Source organism: Aureimonas sp. ME7 (assembly GCF_903970965.1).
Classification (GTDB): domain Bacteria; phylum Pseudomonadota; class Alphaproteobacteria; order Rhizobiales; family Rhizobiaceae; genus Aureimonas.
Genome location: NZ_CAJCKW010000007.1, coordinates 168,419 through 183,375, shown reverse-complemented (window position 1 = coordinate 183,375; position 14,957 = coordinate 168,419). Strand labels below are relative to the sequence as shown.

Genomic DNA, 14,957 nt, shown 5'->3' with positions numbered 1-14,957 from the left:
TCGACAAGCATGTTTCGCCGCTTCCGGCAGCCGGCCGGGGCGCGGTTTCGCTCCGAGCCCCGCTGCCCCATGCTGGGTGCCATGCCTCGGCCGTCCACTGACGGCGGCGGACATGGCCGTTCCCTCCCGATCCTTCGCCGGATACTTTCCAAGCGTTCGCCCGAAACGGGACTTCAGCAGTTGGCGGCGATGCCCTGCGTGTCGTTGGCGGCCTTGGCGGTCTGGCAGGCGGCGCCGCGCGTCAGGTCGTTGAGACCCTGCTTGGCGGAATCGAGCGCCCGGCCCGTGGCCTCGCCCGCGCGCTGGAGGGCGGGGGCTGCGGCGTCGCGCGCTTCCGTTGCCGCCGCGCCGATCGCCTGGCCGGTCTGACGTCCCGCTTCGCCGATCGCATCGATCGCCTGGTTGGTTTCGGAGCGGGCGGTGCCGGAGGTCGTCGTGGTCGTGGCGGGTGCCGTCGCCGTGGGAGCGGCGGGCGCCGTTTCCGCCTGGGAGGCCGGCGTGTCGTCGCTGCAGGCCGAAAGGCTGAAGGCGGCGAGCAGGGCGAGCGGGATCAGCTTGTTCATCTCGGCGTATCTTCCATCATGCCGCTCCGGCGGCGGTCCCTTGCGCGGGGAAACTGCCGCAGGGTGCCGATCTTTCAAGCCGTGCGACGCCCCGGAGAAGGGTGGCGTTCACGCTTCGTCCACCATCAAACGGATACACCTTCCGTCAGGAGACAGGCAGAAGGGTTCGGGCGAGATGACCAAGCGCAAGCCGCGTCGCAAGACCGCCGCCGCGTCCCGCAAGGGGGGCTTGGGCCAGGTCGGATGGGTGTGGTGGACGGCGGGGGCGCTCGCCGTCGGCTGGATCGCCTTCGACGCCAACCGCGCTGCGATCGAGCGCCACGTGCCGCAGCTCGCCCGTCTCGCCCGGCCGGGCGGCGAAGCGGAGATCCCGCGCCGTGCCGCCGCGCCCGAGCGCCAGCCCACCCGCGCGGCGCCGCCGGTTCGTCAGGCGCCGTCCACTCCGGCCCCGGCGCGCGTTCCCGCCGCCGTCCCGAAGGCGCCCGTCCCCAAGGCCACCGTGCCGGAGGAGCGCCCGGTGCGCACGGCCGCCATCGCGCCGGCCGCGCCGCAGCCGAGGCCGATGGCAGCCGCCACACCTTCCCCGGCACGCGAAACGGAGGCTGTCCGTATCGTCAGCGGGTCGGCGCTCGCCACGCGCCAGCCGATGCCGCTGCGGCGCGAGCCGAGCGCCGGCGCGCCGGTCTGGATGGTGCTGGATGCCGGGCGCCCGCTGCGCGTCACCCGTCGCCAGGGCGACTGGGCGCTGGTGCAGTCCGGCATCTTCACCGGCTGGGTCGCGGCAAGCGCCGTCGCCGCGCCGCGACCCGTCGGCACCGTGATGCCGGCGCTCGCCGCCGCAAGGTCCGGACGCGGCGGTCCGGTCCCCGAAGCTGCGATTCCCGGCACCCGCTGAGGCGCCGGAGGGGCGTTCTAGAGTGCCGTCGCCGCCAGCACGAAGCGGCGATGGATCAGGGTGCGCAGCCGGTCGCGCAGCGAGGCTCCCTGACGTTGGGCGCGACCAATGGCGTTTTGCGATCCGGCGCGGAATTCCCCGAAGTCGGCCTGCGTGAGAAGCGGCAGAAGTTCGGGCAGGCGAAGGCCCGTTCCGAAGGGCAGCTCGCGCATGATCGCCGCGTGGCGATCCGCCATGCCGTCGCGATGCGTTCCGTCCTCGCCTCGCCAGCGGTCGATGGCGCGCACCCCGATCCGGGCAAGCCGCCCGGCCCCCGTGACCCTTGCCCAGTCGCCGTCGAAGACGAGAAGCGTGCCGCCCGGCCGCAGGACGCGGCGCCATTCGCGGAAGGCTCCGGCCGGGTCGGTGAGCGTCCACACGAGATGCCGGCACACGACGGCGTCGAAGGCGCCGCCCGCCTCCATCGTCCGCTCGGCATCGGCCAGCGTGAAGCGAAGCCGCGTCTGGCCCGCGTGCTTGGCCTGGGCGCGGGCGAGCATGGCCTCCGAAAAGTCGAGGGCGACGATCTCGTGGCCGAGCGCGTGGAGAACGCCGGTGATCTCGCCGGTGCCGCAGGCGAGCTCCAGGATGCGCAGCGGCGCGGGGCCGAGGCGCGCGCCGATCTCGGCCGCCCAGGCTTCGGCCTCCGCGCCCGGCGCGATCCGGTGCCCGGCCGACAGGTCGAACGTCTCCGAGCGTTCCGACCAGTAGTCGCGGATGTCTTCCTTGAGATCGAAATTGCGCATGGGTCAGGGGCCCGCGTTCGCACGCGCCAGGATCTCCCTAAACCGCGCCTTGGCGCGCGCGGGCAGCGTCTCGTCGGCGAAGTCCGGCGGGAGCTCGGCCTCGCCGACGCGCACCACCATCACCATGCCCATGCCGAGATGGGGCGAGCATTTGACACCGTAGAAACCGGGTCGGTCGAAGGCGACTTCGACTTCCTCGTCGATCCGGCCCTTGAAGCGTGGTGCGCCCGCCGGCCCCATGGTTTCGATCGCGGCGGCGTTGTGCGAGCGCTGACCGACGCGGAAGCGGATCGTGTCGCCGGGCCGGAGGGCGACGAAGTCCGGCTCGAACACCATGGATCCGTGCTCGCCGCGCGTCAGCATGCGCACCTCGACGGTTTCGGCGCGCGCCGGAACCGGGCCGAGGAGGGCGAGGAGAACGACGGCGCGCTCAAGCGATCGCGGCATGGGCTGTTTCCTTCCGTTGGGCGGGCGCGGCGAAGCGGAGGAAGGGTTCACCCTCTTTGGAGCGCTCCATCACCGCGCCTACGCGAAACACGTCGGCGATGCGCTCCGGCGTCAGAACAGCGGCGGGTTCGCCCAGCGCGACGAGCCGGCCCCCTTTCATCACGGCGAGGCGGTCGGAGAAGTTCAGGGCGTGGTTGAGGTCGTGCAGGACGGCGACCACGGTCAGCCCACGTGAGCGAACCAGGGCGAGGAGGCCGAGCTGGTGCTCGATGTCGAGATGGTTGGTGGGCTCGTCGAGAAGAAGCACGCGCGGCTCCTGCGCGAAGGCGCGCCCGATCGACAGCCGCTGGCGCTCGCCGCCCGACAGCGTCGCCCAGGTGCGGGCGGCAAAGGCTTCCATGTCCACGGCGCGAAGGGCATCCAGAACGATCGCTTCGTCCTTGTCGCTCCAGGGCGACAGGGGCCCGAGATGGGGCGTGCGCCCGAGCGCGACCGTGGCGTGGCCGGTCAGCCGCTCGGTGGTTTCGGCCTGCTGCTCCACCAGCGCCATCACCCTGGCGACCTCGCGCCGGGGCATAGAGTCGAGTGGACGCCCACCCAGAAGAACGCGGCCCGCATGCGCACGGCGCAGACCGGCGAGCAGCGAGACAAGGGTGGACTTGCCCGATCCGTTGGGGCCGACGATGCCGAGGAACTCGCCGGGGCGCACGTCGAGCGACACATCGTCCAGGATGGCGCGCCCGCCGGCGCGCCAGGTGAGGTTCTGCGCCTCCAGCCTCATCGCGGCGTGCTCCCCGCCCCGACCGGGCGATGGATCAGAATCACAGCGAAGGCCGGGGCGCCGACCAGTGCCGTCATCACGCCGATGGGCAGGACCTGGCCGGGAATGAGGGTCCGCGACAGGACGTCCGCCGCGATCAGGAACACGGCGCCGATCAGCGCGGACGCGGGCAGGAGCGTGCGATGCGCCGTGCCGACCACGAGCCGGGCGGCATGCGGGATGACGAGGCCGACGAAGCCGATCGAGCCCACGATCGACACCATCACCGCCGTCATCAGCGCGGTGGCGCCAATCAGCGCGGCGCGCACCCAGCGAACGGGAATGCCGAGAGCGGCCGCCGCCGATGCGCCGAAGGCAAAGGCGTCGAGCGCGCGGGCATGGAGAAGGCAGAGGGCGAGCCCCAGAAGCGCGACCGGAACGGCCAGCCCCGCATCGGGCCAGCGCACGCCCGACAGGTTGCCGAGCAGCCAGAACATGATGCCGCGCGCTTCCTCGGCCGTCGCCGACTTGGTGACGACGAAGGATGTCAGCGCGTTGAAGAGCTGCGAGCCGGCGATGCCGGCGAGGATGATCGCGGCGGGGCCACGCCCGGCAAGGATGCTGAGACCCGCCACGAGGGCGAAGGCGAGGAGCGCGCCGACGAGCGCGCCGGCGGACAAGGAGAGGGCGCCCGCGCCAAGCCCCAGAATCGCCACCGCCACCGCGCCGGTGGAAGCGCCGGCCGAAAGCCCGAGGAGATAGGGGTCGGCCAGCGCGTTGCGCAGGAGCGACTGGAGAACGGCGCCGGAAACCCCAAGCGCCGCGCCGCAGGCGGCCGCCACGACGGCGCGCGGCAGGCGGTAGTTCCAGACGATGCCCATGTCGATCGCATCCAAGGGATAGCCGGCGCCCCACAGGCGGTTGGCGAGCGTCTGCCAGACGGTGGCGAGCGGAATGCGCGTTTCCCCGACCGCCGCCCCGAAGAATAGGGCGGCGAGAACGAGGGCGAGCGCGCCGGCGCTCCACAGGGCGAGATGGAGCGCCTGACGGCGGGGGGGCGTCACCGGGCGAGGCCTGCCTTTTCGAGCGCATCCGCCAGCACCTCGATGCCGTCGATCGTGCGGATCGTCGGGTTCATCGCCTGCGCGTCCATCTCGACGACACGGCCTTCGCGCACCGCCGGCATGAGGCTGGCGACGGGGTCTTCAGCCAGAAACTGCCGCTTCACGGCCACGTCGTCGGCGGGAAAGCGGCGGCGGTCCATCGCGCCCGCCACGATCACGGTCGGATCGGCGCGCGCGATCGTTTCCCACCCGACCGTCGGCCATTCCTCCTGGCTGTCGATGATGTTCCGCACGCCGAGACGCGACATGATGTATCCCGGCGCGCCGCTTTGCCCGGCGACATAGGGGTCGATGTCGAGTTCGGCCGAGGAAAACCAGAACACGGCGGATGTGCCCGGCCGGAGGTTGGTGATCTTCGCCTTGGCCGCCGCCTCGCGCGCCTTGAGGTCGGCCACGAGCTCGGCGCCGCGATCCTCTCGGTCGAAGATGCGGGCGAGGTCCTCGATCTCGCGATAAACGAGGTCGAGCGTGAAGGTCCTGGTGCGGGTGCCGTCGCCGCCGGCCGAATTGTCCTTGCCCTCGCAGTCGGCCGGCGAGGTGTAGACGGGAATGCCGAGCTCCTCGAACTGTTCGGGGGTCGCCACGACCCCTTGCGGGCCGACCTGCCATTCGAACTGGGTGGTCACGAGGTCGGGCCGCTCCGCGACGACGCTTTCGAAGCTCGGATCGTTGTCGGCCAAGCGCTTCACCTTGGCATTCGCCGCCGCGAACTCGGGCAGGACGGGGCCGACCCAGAGCGCGGTGCCCGCCACCTTGTCGGCGAGGCCGAGGAGATAGAGGATTTCCGTCGTGGACTGCCCGATCGAGACCGCACGCTCGGGCGCTTTCGAAAACGTGAGGGTGTGGCCGCAATTCTCGAGGCGGAGCGGATAGGCGGTCTGTGCCGCCCAAACGTTGCCGGCGGGCAGGAGGAAGGCGGCAAGGGCGAGACCGGCGGCAAGGCGCGGGAAGGCGGTGGCGGACACAGAGAAACCCTTCGTCGATGCGATCGATGTTTTGTTATAAAATAACAAACCTGAAGGGAAGGGGGTATCGTTCGAGGATCGGCGCAGACCGGCCGCTTCGCGCAGCCAGCGAACGACAAGGGAATGGCGCGGGCGAGCCGCGCGCGAGATGGGGGCCGTCATGGGCGTCCTTTCCGAGCATCCCCGCTCGAATGGCGTGAAGGAAGAAGCGCTGAAGAGCACTTCGTTTCGACGGCAGGTCTCCTGGCTCGCGGATGGAATGCGCCGCCCATCTGCCTTCCCGCCAGAGCCCCAATGGGGCCTGGCAGTGGCATGGCGCCGGAAAGGCTCCGGCGGCCCGCCGCCTTCTGGCCTGTCGCAAGGCCGAAAGGCGGGGATGGACGACATCCGCTCACAGTTGCGGGGGCAGCCACGGTCTCGGCCCCGATTGGGTCGGCCTCACCGTGTTCCCTTTTCATCCCCTCGACGTCTCGTGTCGGGGAACCGTCGGGATCCTGGATACGCGGGGCGGGGAAGATTCGTCAACCGACGCCGGCGGGCCGCCGGGCGCTGGAGCGTCCTGCGACCGCGTTGGGTGGTCCGCACGGAAGGGATTTCGCCGCGCGGCCGCATGGCGAGCGCCGGGAGGACGACGATGACCGTTCGACCCGGTCGCCGAGCGCTCCAGCGCCCGTTCGGGTGAGGCGCAGTTCGCTGGACGGGCCCTAGCGCTCGCCGAGCGTCTTCATCACCAGGAAGGTGGCCGAGGCGCGGTTCTCGACGCCGAGCTTGGCGAAGACGACTTCCAGATGCTTGTTCACAGTGCGCGGGCTGAGAGCCAGAATCTCGGCGATGTCGCGGTTGGCCTTGCCGCGCGCCAGCCAGAGGACGACGTCGGCCTCGCGCGCGGTGAGGCCGAACCGGGCCCGCAGGTGCGCCTCGTCGGCGGAGGCATCGTCGACGGTGAGGCGAAACAGGTGTTCGCCGGGTGCGGACGTGCCGAGAAGCGCGAGGGCGAGGCGGACCCCGCCGGGGGGGGTGAGCCTCCAGCCGCCCGGCGGCACCGCGCCGGGATCGGCGCCCGCCGCGAGCCAGGCGCCGAGGTCCGGCGGCAGCACGAGATCGGTGCCGGGCCCGCCCAGCGCTTCTCCCAGGAGCCTCGCCGCCTGGGGCGTCGCCCACAGGACGTGCCCCGCGCCATCGGCGGCGAACAGGAAGCGGCCCGCCGTGTCGAGCGCGGCGCGCGTCGTCTGCGCCGCGCGGGCGTTGGCGAGATGGACGCGGATGCGCGCCAGGATCTCGTCGGGTACGATCGGCTTGACGACATAGTCGACGCCGCCCGCCTCCAGGCCCCGAACGACATGCTCGGTGTCGTTCAGTCCGGTCATGAAGATCACCGGGACATGGGCCAGCGCCGGATCGGCCTTGAGGCGCCGCGTCGTTTCGAACCCGCCCATCCCCGGCATCACCGCGTCCATCAAGACGACGTCCGGGGTGATCTCGGCGGCGATGCCGAGCGCCTGTTCGCCGTCCAGCGCCACGAGGACGCTCGCCCCCGTGCGCTCGATCGCGTCGGTCAGAAGGCGCAGCGTGTCCGGCGAATCGTCCACCACGAGGACGAGCGCGTGTCCGTCGTCGCCGGGGTTCGTCTCCCTAGTCATCGCCTTCGCTCTCCAGAAGCCGGCCGAAGCCCTTCCAGTCGAAGGCTTCCGCCCGAACCCTGAGGGCCGCGGCGAAATCGCGCAAGGCGGGATCGGCGCCGAGCGCCTCCAGCTTGCGCTCGACCCCGCTGGCGAAGCCGATCCGGCCGAGGCGGGCGAGCTCGGCGATGTCGGCCGGCGGCGGGCGGCGCATCGGGCCGGCGGGGGCGGGCGCCTCGCCGGGCGCGGGGGATCCTTGCGACCATTCGAGGTCGAGCGCGGTGCCGATGCGGGCGAGAAGGCTCCGGAGATCGACGGGTTTGGGCAGCGCACCGTCGATCGAGGGATCGTCGCCGTCGGAGCCGGGCGGCGGCATTTCGGCGAGCGTTGCCGACAGCATCAGGACGGCGCCGGTCTGACCGGCATCGCGAAGCGCGCGGGCGAGCGTCCAGCCGTCCATGCTCGGCATCTGGATGTCGAGGAGGAACAGGTCCGGCCGGATCTCGGCGACGAGGCCGAGCGCGGTCGGCCCGTCGCCGGCGGTCAGCACGATGAAGCCCAGCGGTCGCAGGACCTCGACCATCAGCTCGCGATGCGCCTCGTCGTCGTCCACCACCAGCACCGTGCGCCGGGGGCCGAGATAGCCGTGGACGCGCGCGGGCGCCTCGGATGTTTCGCTCGTCGCCGGCCGGGCCACGTGGGGCGCGACGCTCGACAGCATCATGCGAAGCTCGAACCGGCTGCCCTCGCCCGGCCGGCTCCGCATCGAAACATCGCCGCCCATCAGGCTGGCGAGGAGACGGGTGATCGTCAGCCCGAGGCCGAGGCCCGGCAGCTTGCCGCGCGCCGCATCCCCCCGCTCGAAAGGCTCGAAGATGCGCGCCTGCTCGGGCTCGGCGATGCCGGGGCCGGTGTCGGTGACGCTGATCGTCGCGACCTGGCTGCGATAGTCGACCTTGAGTGTCACCGTTCCCTCTTCGGTATATTTCACCGCGTTGGACAGGAGGTTGATCAGGATCTGGCGCAGCCGCTTCTCGTCCGTGCGCACGATTTCGGGAAGATGGGCGGGGCGCTCGAAGCGGAACTCCAGCCCCTTGGCGCTCGCCTGGAGGCGGAACATGTCGACGATCTGGGCGAGGAAGTCGGGCAGGCGCACGTCGGCCGGCTGGAGCGCGAGGCGGCCGGTCTCGATGCGCGAGATGTCGAGAATGCCGTCGATGAGGCCGGACAGGTGCTCGGCCGAGCGGCGGATGGTGCGGATGCCGCCCGCCCGTTCCGGCGGAATGGCCGCGTCCCCTTCCAGAAGCTGGGCATAGCCGAGGACGGCGTTCAGCGGCGTGCGCAGCTCGTGGCTCATGCCGACGACGTATCGGCTCTTGGCAAGGCTTGCCGCCTCCGCCCGCTCCTTGGCGGCCTGGAGGGCTGCGTCGGTGCGTCGGTGGGCGGCGATCTCCTTCAGAAGAAGGCTCGTCTGGCGCGCCGATTCCTCCTGCGCGACGCGGCGCGATTCCTGCGCCAGAACGAAGAACCAGGTGGCGATGCCCGACACGATGAGGAGGATGAAGAAGGCGGCCCAAAGCGCGGCGGCGATCGTCTCGGTGTCGTTCGGGCTCGCCAGGGTCGCCTGATAGTAGATCAGGCCGAGCACGATCGAGATGACGCCGGCCAGAAGCGCGAAGCCGCCGAGATAGCGCCCGGTGCGCGAATCGATCCGCCGCACCACGCGCTCGGGCAGGACAGCCTCCGCAAAGCCGGCGGCTTGGGCTGCGAAGCGCGCGTGCGGTTTGCAGAGATCGTGGCAGCGCGCGTCGAGCGAGCAGCAGAGCGAGCAGATCGGCGCGGCATAGGCCGGGCAATAGGCCATGTCCTCGGGCTCGAACGGATGTTCGCAGATCGAACAGGCAATCGACGCCCGGCTCGCCCATTCGGCGCGAGGACGCCGGGCGAGATAGTAGCGCCCACCCGTGCCCCAGGCGATGAGGGGCGCTACGACGAGCGCGGTGCCGAGCGCCACGAAGGCGGACAGCGCCTGCGCCATCTCGCCCAAGGCTCCGCCGAAGGCGACGAGCGAAAGGAGCGTCGCCAGCCCCATGGAGCCGAGGCCGACGGGGTTGAGGTCGTAGAGATGGGCGCGCTTGAATTCGATGCCGGGCGGGGACAGTCCCAGCGGCTTGTTGATCGCCAGATCGGCGACGATGGCGCCGAGCCAGGCGACGGCGACGTTGGCGAAAAGGCCGAACGTCACCTCCAGCGCCCGGTAGATGCCGAGCTCCATGAGAAGAAGCGCGATCGCGACGTTGAAGACGAGCCAGACGACGCGGCCGGGATGGGAATGGGTGAGGCGGGAAAAGAAGTTCGACCAGGCGAGCGAGCCCGCATAGGCGTTCATCACGTTGATCTTGAGTTGGCTCACCACCACGAAGCCGGCGGTGAGAAGCAGGACCGCGGTTTCCGACGGCAGGACGAAGCCGAAGGCCGCCTGATACATGTAGGCGGGCTCTGCCGCGTGTTCGGGCGAGATGCCGTGGCGCAGCGCGAGGACGGCGAGAAACGAGCCGAACAGGAGCTTGGGCGCCCCCAGAACGATCCAGCCGGGTCCGGCGGCGAACAACGAGAACCACCAGTTCCAGCCGCGCTTCTGCCCCCGCGCCGGCAGGAAGCGCAGGATGTCCACCTGCTCGCCGATCTGCGGCATCAGGGCGAGGATGACGGAAGCGGCCGCGCCGAACTGGAGGAGGTCGAGCCCGCCCCCGCCCGTCGCATCGAGGCCGGGAAAGCCGACCCAGGCCTCGACCGATGCGGCGTCGTGCCAGAGGATGAAGCCGATCGGCAGGAGGTTCAGCCCGATCCAGAGCGGCTGCGTCCACAGCTGGAAGCGGCTGATCCAGGTGACGCCGTGGGTGACGAGCGGGATCACCACGACGGCCGAGACGATGTAGCCGATCCACAGCGGCAGCCCGAAGGCGAGCTCGAGCGCCGCCGTCATGATCGAGGCTTCCACCGCGAAGAGGATGAAGGTGAAGGTCGCGTAGATCAGCGAGGTGACGGTGGAGCCGATATAGCCGAAGCCCGCGCCCCGCGTCAGAAGGTCGATGTCGACGCCGTGGCGCGCGGCATAGAGGCTGATCGGGATGCCGGTAAGGAACAGGACGAGCGTGACGCAGAGGATCGCGGCCACCGCGTTGGCGAAGCCGAAGGACAGTGTGATCGCCCCGCCGACGGCTTCGAGCGCCAGAAACGAGATCGCCCCGATCGCCGTCTGCGACACGCGCGCCGCCGTCCAGCGCCGGGCGGATTTCGCGGTGAAGCGCAGCGCGTAGTCTTCCAGCGTCTGGTTGGCGACGAAGCGGTTGTATTCGCGCCGAACGGGCAGGATGCGCTGGCGTCCGATCATTCCTCGTCCCGGCTTGGGTTGCGTCCCGCCGATCCTATCGCGCGGCGGCGGGGCCGGCGTCTACGTCATTTGACGTATACCGCCCGTCCACCACTCGTCCGAAGGTGCCGACGAGCGGCGGGGATGCCGCGATCATCTTCGATCCGAGGGGGACGAACCCATGCGAGTTTCCACCAAAGCCGGTTGGCTCGTCGGCGCCTATGCCGCCGCCACCCTGGCCACCACGCTCAGCGCCGCCGCCCAGGAGGACACGATCAAGGTCGGTATCCTCCATTCGCTGTCGGGCACGATGGCGATCTCGGAGACGACGCTGAAGGACGCCATGCTGATGCTCATCGACGAGCAGAACAAGAAGGGCGGGCTTCTCGGCAAGAAGCTGGAGCCGGTGGTCGTCGACCCCGCCTCCGACTGGCCGCTCTTCGCCGAGCGCGCGCGCGGCCTCATCGCGCAGGACAAGGTCGCCGCCGTCTTCGGTTGCTGGACCTCCGTGTCGCGCAAGTCGGTGCTCCCGGTGTTCAAGGAGCTGAACTCGATCCTGTTCTACCCCGTCCAGTACGAGGGCGAAGAATCGGAGCGCAACGTGTTCTACACGGGCGCGGCGCCCAACCAGCAGGCCATTCCCGCCGTCGACTACCTGATCGAGGAAGGCGTCGAACGCTGGGTGCTGGAGGGGACGGACTACGTCTACCCCCGCACCACCAACAAGATTCTCGAAGCCTACCTGAAGTCCAAAGGCGTCGCGGCGGAGGACATCAAGGTCAACTACACGCCCTTCGGCTTCTCCGACTGGCAGACCGAGGTGTCGTCGATCAAGGAGTTCGGCGGCTCGGGCAAGAAGACGGCGGTGGTCTCCACCGTCAACGGCGACGCCAACGTGCCGTTCTATAAGGAACTCGCCAACCAGGGCGTGTCGGCGGGCGATATCCCGGTCGTCGCCTTCTCGGTCGGCGAAGAGGAACTCGCCGGCATCGACACCAAGCCGCTGGTCGGGCATCTCGCCGCTTGGAACTACTTCCAGAGCGTCGACACCCCGGAAAACGAAGAGTTCATCGCCAAGTGGCGTGAATTCACCAAGAACGACAAGCGCGTCACCAACGACCCGATGGAGGCCCACTATATCGGCTTCAACATGTGGGTGAAGGCGGTGGAAGCGGCCGGCACGACCGATACGGACGCGGTCATCGACGCGATGGTCGGGGTCTCGGTGCCGAACCTCACGGGCGGCTACTCCTCCATGGGGCCGAACCACCACATCACCAAGCCGGTGCTGATCGGCGAGATCCAGGACGACGGCCAGTTCGAGGTGGTGCACGAGACCTCGGGCCTGGTGCTGGGCGACGAATGGTCGGACTACCTGCCCGAATCCAAGCCTCTCATCTCCGACTGGCGCGCCCCGATGTCCTGCGGAAACTTCAACACCGAGACCGGCAAGTGCGGCGGCGCGGGCGCCACGGCCTCCAACTGACTTGTGGCTTGAACGTCCCCCCGAGCCGCGCATGGCGGCTCCGGGGGACACCGATCGAAGCGCCCCTCCCGTTCGGCGGGCGGGGCGCCTTCGCCTGATCCCTTCCACGAATGGCGACCCCCCAGCCGGAACGGTTTTGGGGTCGGGAGCGGCTTTTCCCATGAGCGGCACGTTTCGGGCGCTCCTCGCCCTTGTCCTTCTCCTTGCAGCTCTTCCCGGCGCAGCATTGGCGCAAGGGGCGGATCCCGCCGCGCTGATCCAGGAGTTCGGCGGCAAGAAGAGCTTCGCCGACACCGAGGCGACGATCGGAGCGCTGGCGGCGACCGGCGATCCGGCGGTGGCGCCCGCGCTCCGGGCTCTCGCCGACGGCGATCTCTACTACGAGAAGGACGGTGGCCGGGTCGTGATCGGGCGGGCGAGCGGTTCGGGCATCGCAGCCAGCGACCCCTTGACCGGCGAGGCGCTGGGCGAACGGCCGAAGGGCGCCTTGGAAAAGGTGCGCATCAAGAATTCCATCCGAACGCTGGTGGCTGAGGCGCTCGGCGGCCTGACGCTCGGCTCCGCCGACCCGGCCGAGCGCCTGCGCGCCGCCTCCGCTCTCTTCGAGCGCGCCGATCCGCAAGCGATCGCGACGCTGGACGCGGCGATCGACCGCGAAAGCGACCCGGCGATCCTCGGCCGTCTCACGCAGGCGCGCGCCGTCGCCGTCCTGCGCTCCGACCGGCCTTCGGCCGAGAAGCTGGAAGCCGTCCACGTGGTCGCCGAGCGTTCCGACCGCGCGGCGCTGAACGTCTTGACGGCCGCTGCGAGCGACGCGGACCCGGCCGTGGCCGCGGCGGCCGAACAGGGAGCGGCCGCAATCCGCACCACGATCGCCGCCTGGGGGCAGGCGCAGAACGTCTGGTACGGGCTGTCGCTCGGCTCCGTCCTGCTGCTGGCCGCGATCGGCCTCGCCATCACCTTCGGCGTCATGGGCGTCATCAACATGGCGCATGGCGAGATGGTGATGCTGGGTGCCTACACGACCTTCGTCGTCCAGCAAGCCATGCGCGACCACGCCCCGCAATGGCTGGACTGGTCGCTGGCGCTTAGCATTCCGATGGCGTTCCTCGTGGCAGGCTTCGTCGGCTTCGTGATCGAGCGCGGCGTCATCCGCTTCCTCTACGGCCGCCCGCTGGAAACGCTGCTCGCCACCTTCGGCGTGTCGCTGATCCTCCAGCAGGCGGTCCGTATGATCTTCGGGCCGACCAACCGGGAGGTTTCCAATCCGTCCTGGATGTCGGGCTCTTTCGAGATCGGGCAGATGGCCGTCACCTGGAATCGGCTGTGGATCATCGTCTTCGCAGCCGTCGTCTTCGCCGCGCTCCTCTTCGCACTCAACCGCACGGCGGCGGGCCTCCAGATGCGCGCCGTTACCCAGAACCGGCGCATGGCCGCCGCCATGGGCATCCGCACGCCGATGGTGGACGCCCTGACCTTCGCGCTCGGCTCCGGGATCGCCGGCATGGCGGGCGTGGCGCTCAGCCAGATCGACAACGTCTCGCCGGACTTGGGGCAAGGCTACATCATCGACAGCTTCATGGTGGTGGTGTTCGGCGGGGTCGGCAATCTCTGGGGCACGCTCGTCGGTGCTCTGTCGCTCGGCCTCGTCAACAAGTTCCTCGAGCCCTATGCCGGCGCCGTTCTCGGCAAGATCGTGGTGCTCGTCCTCATCATCCTCTTCATCCAGAAACGGCCGCGCGGCCTCTTCGCCCTCAAGGGAAGGTTCGTGGACGCATGATCACCGTTCGGCTTCTCGGACCCCGCGTCGTCTGGCTGGCCCTGGCGCTCCTCCTCGCCGCCGTTCTGGTGCCCGCGCTCAACCTCGGGCTCTCCCCCGGCCATCCGCTCCATGTGCCGGACCACCTCGTGCCGCTCCTCGGCAAGTATCTGGCCTACGCTCTGCTGGCGCTCTCGCTCGACCTCGTCTGGGGCTATGTCGGCATCTTGTCGCTCGGCCACGGCGCGTTCTTCGCTCTGGGGGCCTACGCGATGGGAATGTACCTGATGCGCCAGATCGGGGCGCGCGGCGTCTACGGCAATCCCGACCTGCCGGACTTCATGGTGTTCCTGAACTACCGCGAACTCCCCTGGTTCTGGCAGGGGTTCGACCAGTTCTGGTTCGCCGCGCTTATGGTGGTGCTGGTGCCGGGGCTTCTCGCCTTCCTGTTCGGCTTCTTCGCCTTTCGCTCCCGGGTGACGGGCGTCTACCTTTCGATCATCACGCAGGCGCTGACCTACGCGCTCCTCCTCGCCTTCTTCCGCAACGATATGGGGTTCGGCGGCAACAACGGGCTGACCGATTTCAAGGAAATCCTCGGAGCTCCCCTCCAGGCCGCCTCGACGCGCGCCGGGCTGTTCGCCGCGACCGCTGTCGCGCTGGCGGGGGGCGTCCTTCTCGTCGGCGCGGTGACGCGCTCCAAGCTCGGGCTCCTGATGATCGCGGTGCGCGACGCGGAAGGGCGCACGCGCTTTCTCGGCTGGAAGCCGGAATACGTGAAGCTCTTCGCCTTCACGCTGTCGGCGATGATGGCGGGCGTCGCCGGGGCGCTCTACGTGCCGCAGGTCGGCATCGTGAACCCCGGCGAGTTCGCGCCGCTGAACTCGATCGAGGTCGTGGTTTGGACGGCGGTGGGCGGGCGCGCGACGATCCTCGGCCCGGTGATCGGCGCGATCCTCGTCAATGGCGGCAAGAGTTATTTCACCGCCGCCGCGCCGGACGCCTGGCTCTTCATCCTCGGCGGCCTCTTCGTCTTCGTCACCCTGTTCCTCCCGCGCGGCATCGTCGGCACGATCGACGGCGGCTGGCGGGCTTTGACGGAGCGCCGCCGCGCCGCGCGCGCCGAAAAGGGCGTCGACGACAGCGCGGCCGCCCCCGCCGCCAACCCCGCGGAGTGAGTT

Annotated in this window: 12 protein-coding genes and 1 riboswitch; of the genes, 4 read left to right on the top strand and 8 right to left on the bottom strand. The window is 69.8% G+C overall.

Going from position 1 to position 14,957, the window contains the following annotated elements:
• Positions 1-173: 173 nt before the first annotated feature.
• Entirely contained in the window at positions 174-563 is a 390-nt protein-coding gene (locus H7A85_RS13810; RefSeq protein ID WP_182086523.1) for a hypothetical protein, read from the bottom strand.
• Between the two features lie 175 nt (positions 564-738).
• Here H7A85_RS13810 and H7A85_RS13805 point away from each other — a divergent pair, with 175 nt between their 5' ends.
• Positions 739-1,458 (top strand): SH3 domain-containing protein, encoded by a 720-nt coding sequence (locus tag H7A85_RS13805; RefSeq protein WP_182086522.1) that lies wholly within the window; start codon positions 739-741, stop codon positions 1,456-1,458.
• Positions 1,459-1,475: 17 nt separating this feature from the next.
• Here H7A85_RS13805 and H7A85_RS13800 read toward each other — a convergent pair whose 3' ends face one another.
• From H7A85_RS13800 to H7A85_RS13770, 7 genes are all read right to left on the bottom strand, one after another.
• A complete protein-coding gene (locus tag H7A85_RS13800) occupies positions 1,476-2,243 on the bottom strand; it encodes a class I SAM-dependent methyltransferase (RefSeq protein ID WP_182086521.1) in 768 nt (255 codons plus the stop codon).
• Positions 2,244-2,246: 3 nt separating this feature from the next.
• Positions 2,247-2,690 carry a pseudoazurin gene (locus H7A85_RS13795; protein WP_182086520.1) on the bottom strand — a complete coding sequence of 148 codons (444 nt, stop codon included), beginning with the start codon at positions 2,688-2,690 and terminating at the stop codon, positions 2,247-2,249.
• The gene (locus tag H7A85_RS13790) at positions 2,674-3,471 is read right to left on the bottom strand and encodes an ABC transporter ATP-binding protein (RefSeq protein ID WP_182086519.1); all 798 of its coding nucleotides are present in this window, start codon (positions 3,469-3,471) and stop codon (positions 2,674-2,676) included. The genes H7A85_RS13795 and H7A85_RS13790 overlap by 17 nt, the downstream gene beginning before the upstream one ends.
• A complete protein-coding gene (locus H7A85_RS13785) occupies positions 3,468-4,514 on the bottom strand; it encodes an iron chelate uptake ABC transporter family permease subunit (protein ID WP_182086518.1) in 1,047 nt (348 codons plus the stop codon). Before H7A85_RS13785 ends, H7A85_RS13790 begins: the two co-directional genes overlap by 4 nt.
• Entirely contained in the window at positions 4,511-5,482 is a 972-nt protein-coding gene (locus H7A85_RS13780; RefSeq protein WP_244631196.1) for an ABC transporter substrate-binding protein, read from the bottom strand. The genes H7A85_RS13785 and H7A85_RS13780 overlap by 4 nt, the downstream gene beginning before the upstream one ends.
• 272 nt (positions 5,483-5,754) lie before the next feature.
• A riboswitch (cobalamin riboswitch) is annotated at positions 5,755-6,042 on the bottom strand.
• A gap of 201 nt (positions 6,043-6,243) precedes the next feature.
• Positions 6,244-7,179 (bottom strand): response regulator transcription factor, encoded by a 936-nt coding sequence (locus H7A85_RS13775; protein ID WP_182086516.1) that lies wholly within the window; start codon positions 7,177-7,179, stop codon positions 6,244-6,246.
• Positions 7,172-10,552 (bottom strand): ATP-binding protein, encoded by a 3,381-nt coding sequence (locus H7A85_RS13770; RefSeq protein ID WP_182086515.1) that lies wholly within the window; start codon positions 10,550-10,552, stop codon positions 7,172-7,174. Before H7A85_RS13770 ends, H7A85_RS13775 begins: the two co-directional genes overlap by 8 nt.
• A gap of 160 nt (positions 10,553-10,712) precedes the next feature.
• On the opposite strand from H7A85_RS13770, the gene urtA reads away from it, so the two are divergent.
• The 3 genes from urtA (at position 10,713) to urtC (ending at position 14,954) form a co-directional block, all read left to right on the top strand.
• Entirely contained in the window at positions 10,713-12,017 is a 1,305-nt protein-coding gene (gene urtA / locus H7A85_RS13765) for an urea ABC transporter substrate-binding protein (protein ID WP_182086514.1), read from the top strand.
• Positions 12,018-12,177: 160 nt separating this feature from the next.
• Positions 12,178-13,797, top strand: coding sequence for an urea ABC transporter permease subunit UrtB (gene urtB / locus H7A85_RS13760; RefSeq protein ID WP_182086513.1), 1,620 nt, complete (start codon positions 12,178-12,180; stop codon positions 13,795-13,797).
• Positions 13,794-14,954: an urea ABC transporter permease subunit UrtC gene (urtC, locus tag H7A85_RS13755; protein ID WP_182086512.1), complete on the top strand. Its 1,161-nt coding sequence runs from the start codon at positions 13,794-13,796 to the stop codon at positions 14,952-14,954. Before urtB ends, urtC begins: the two co-directional genes overlap by 4 nt.
• The last annotated feature ends 3 nt before the right edge of the window (positions 14,955-14,957 follow it).

Excerpts from the sequence above, each read along its gene's own strand:
- H7A85_RS13810 (WP_182086523.1), bottom strand. The coding sequence starts at position 563 with ATGAACAAGCTGATCCCGCTCGCCCTGCTCGCCGCCTTCAGCCTTTCG.
- H7A85_RS13805 (WP_182086522.1), top strand. The coding sequence starts at position 739 with ATGACCAAGCGCAAGCCGCGTCGCAAGACCGCCGCCGCGTCCCGCAAG.
- H7A85_RS13800 (WP_182086521.1), bottom strand. The coding sequence starts at position 2,243 with ATGCGCAATTTCGATCTCAAGGAAGACATCCGCGACTACTGGTCGGAA.
- H7A85_RS13795 (WP_182086520.1), bottom strand. The coding sequence starts at position 2,690 with ATGCCGCGATCGCTTGAGCGCGCCGTCGTTCTCCTCGCCCTCCTCGGC.
- H7A85_RS13790 (WP_182086519.1), bottom strand. The coding sequence starts at position 3,471 with ATGAGGCTGGAGGCGCAGAACCTCACCTGGCGCGCCGGCGGGCGCGCC.
- H7A85_RS13775 (WP_182086516.1), bottom strand. The coding sequence starts at position 7,179 with ATGACTAGGGAGACGAACCCCGGCGACGACGGACACGCGCTCGTCCTC.
- H7A85_RS13770 (WP_182086515.1), bottom strand. The coding sequence starts at position 10,552 with ATGATCGGACGCCAGCGCATCCTGCCCGTTCGGCGCGAATACAACCGC.
- urtA (WP_182086514.1), top strand. The coding sequence starts at position 10,713 with ATGCGAGTTTCCACCAAAGCCGGTTGGCTCGTCGGCGCCTATGCCGCC.
- urtB (WP_182086513.1), top strand. The coding sequence starts at position 12,178 with ATGAGCGGCACGTTTCGGGCGCTCCTCGCCCTTGTCCTTCTCCTTGCA.
- urtC (WP_182086512.1), top strand. The coding sequence starts at position 13,794 with ATGATCACCGTTCGGCTTCTCGGACCCCGCGTCGTCTGGCTGGCCCTG.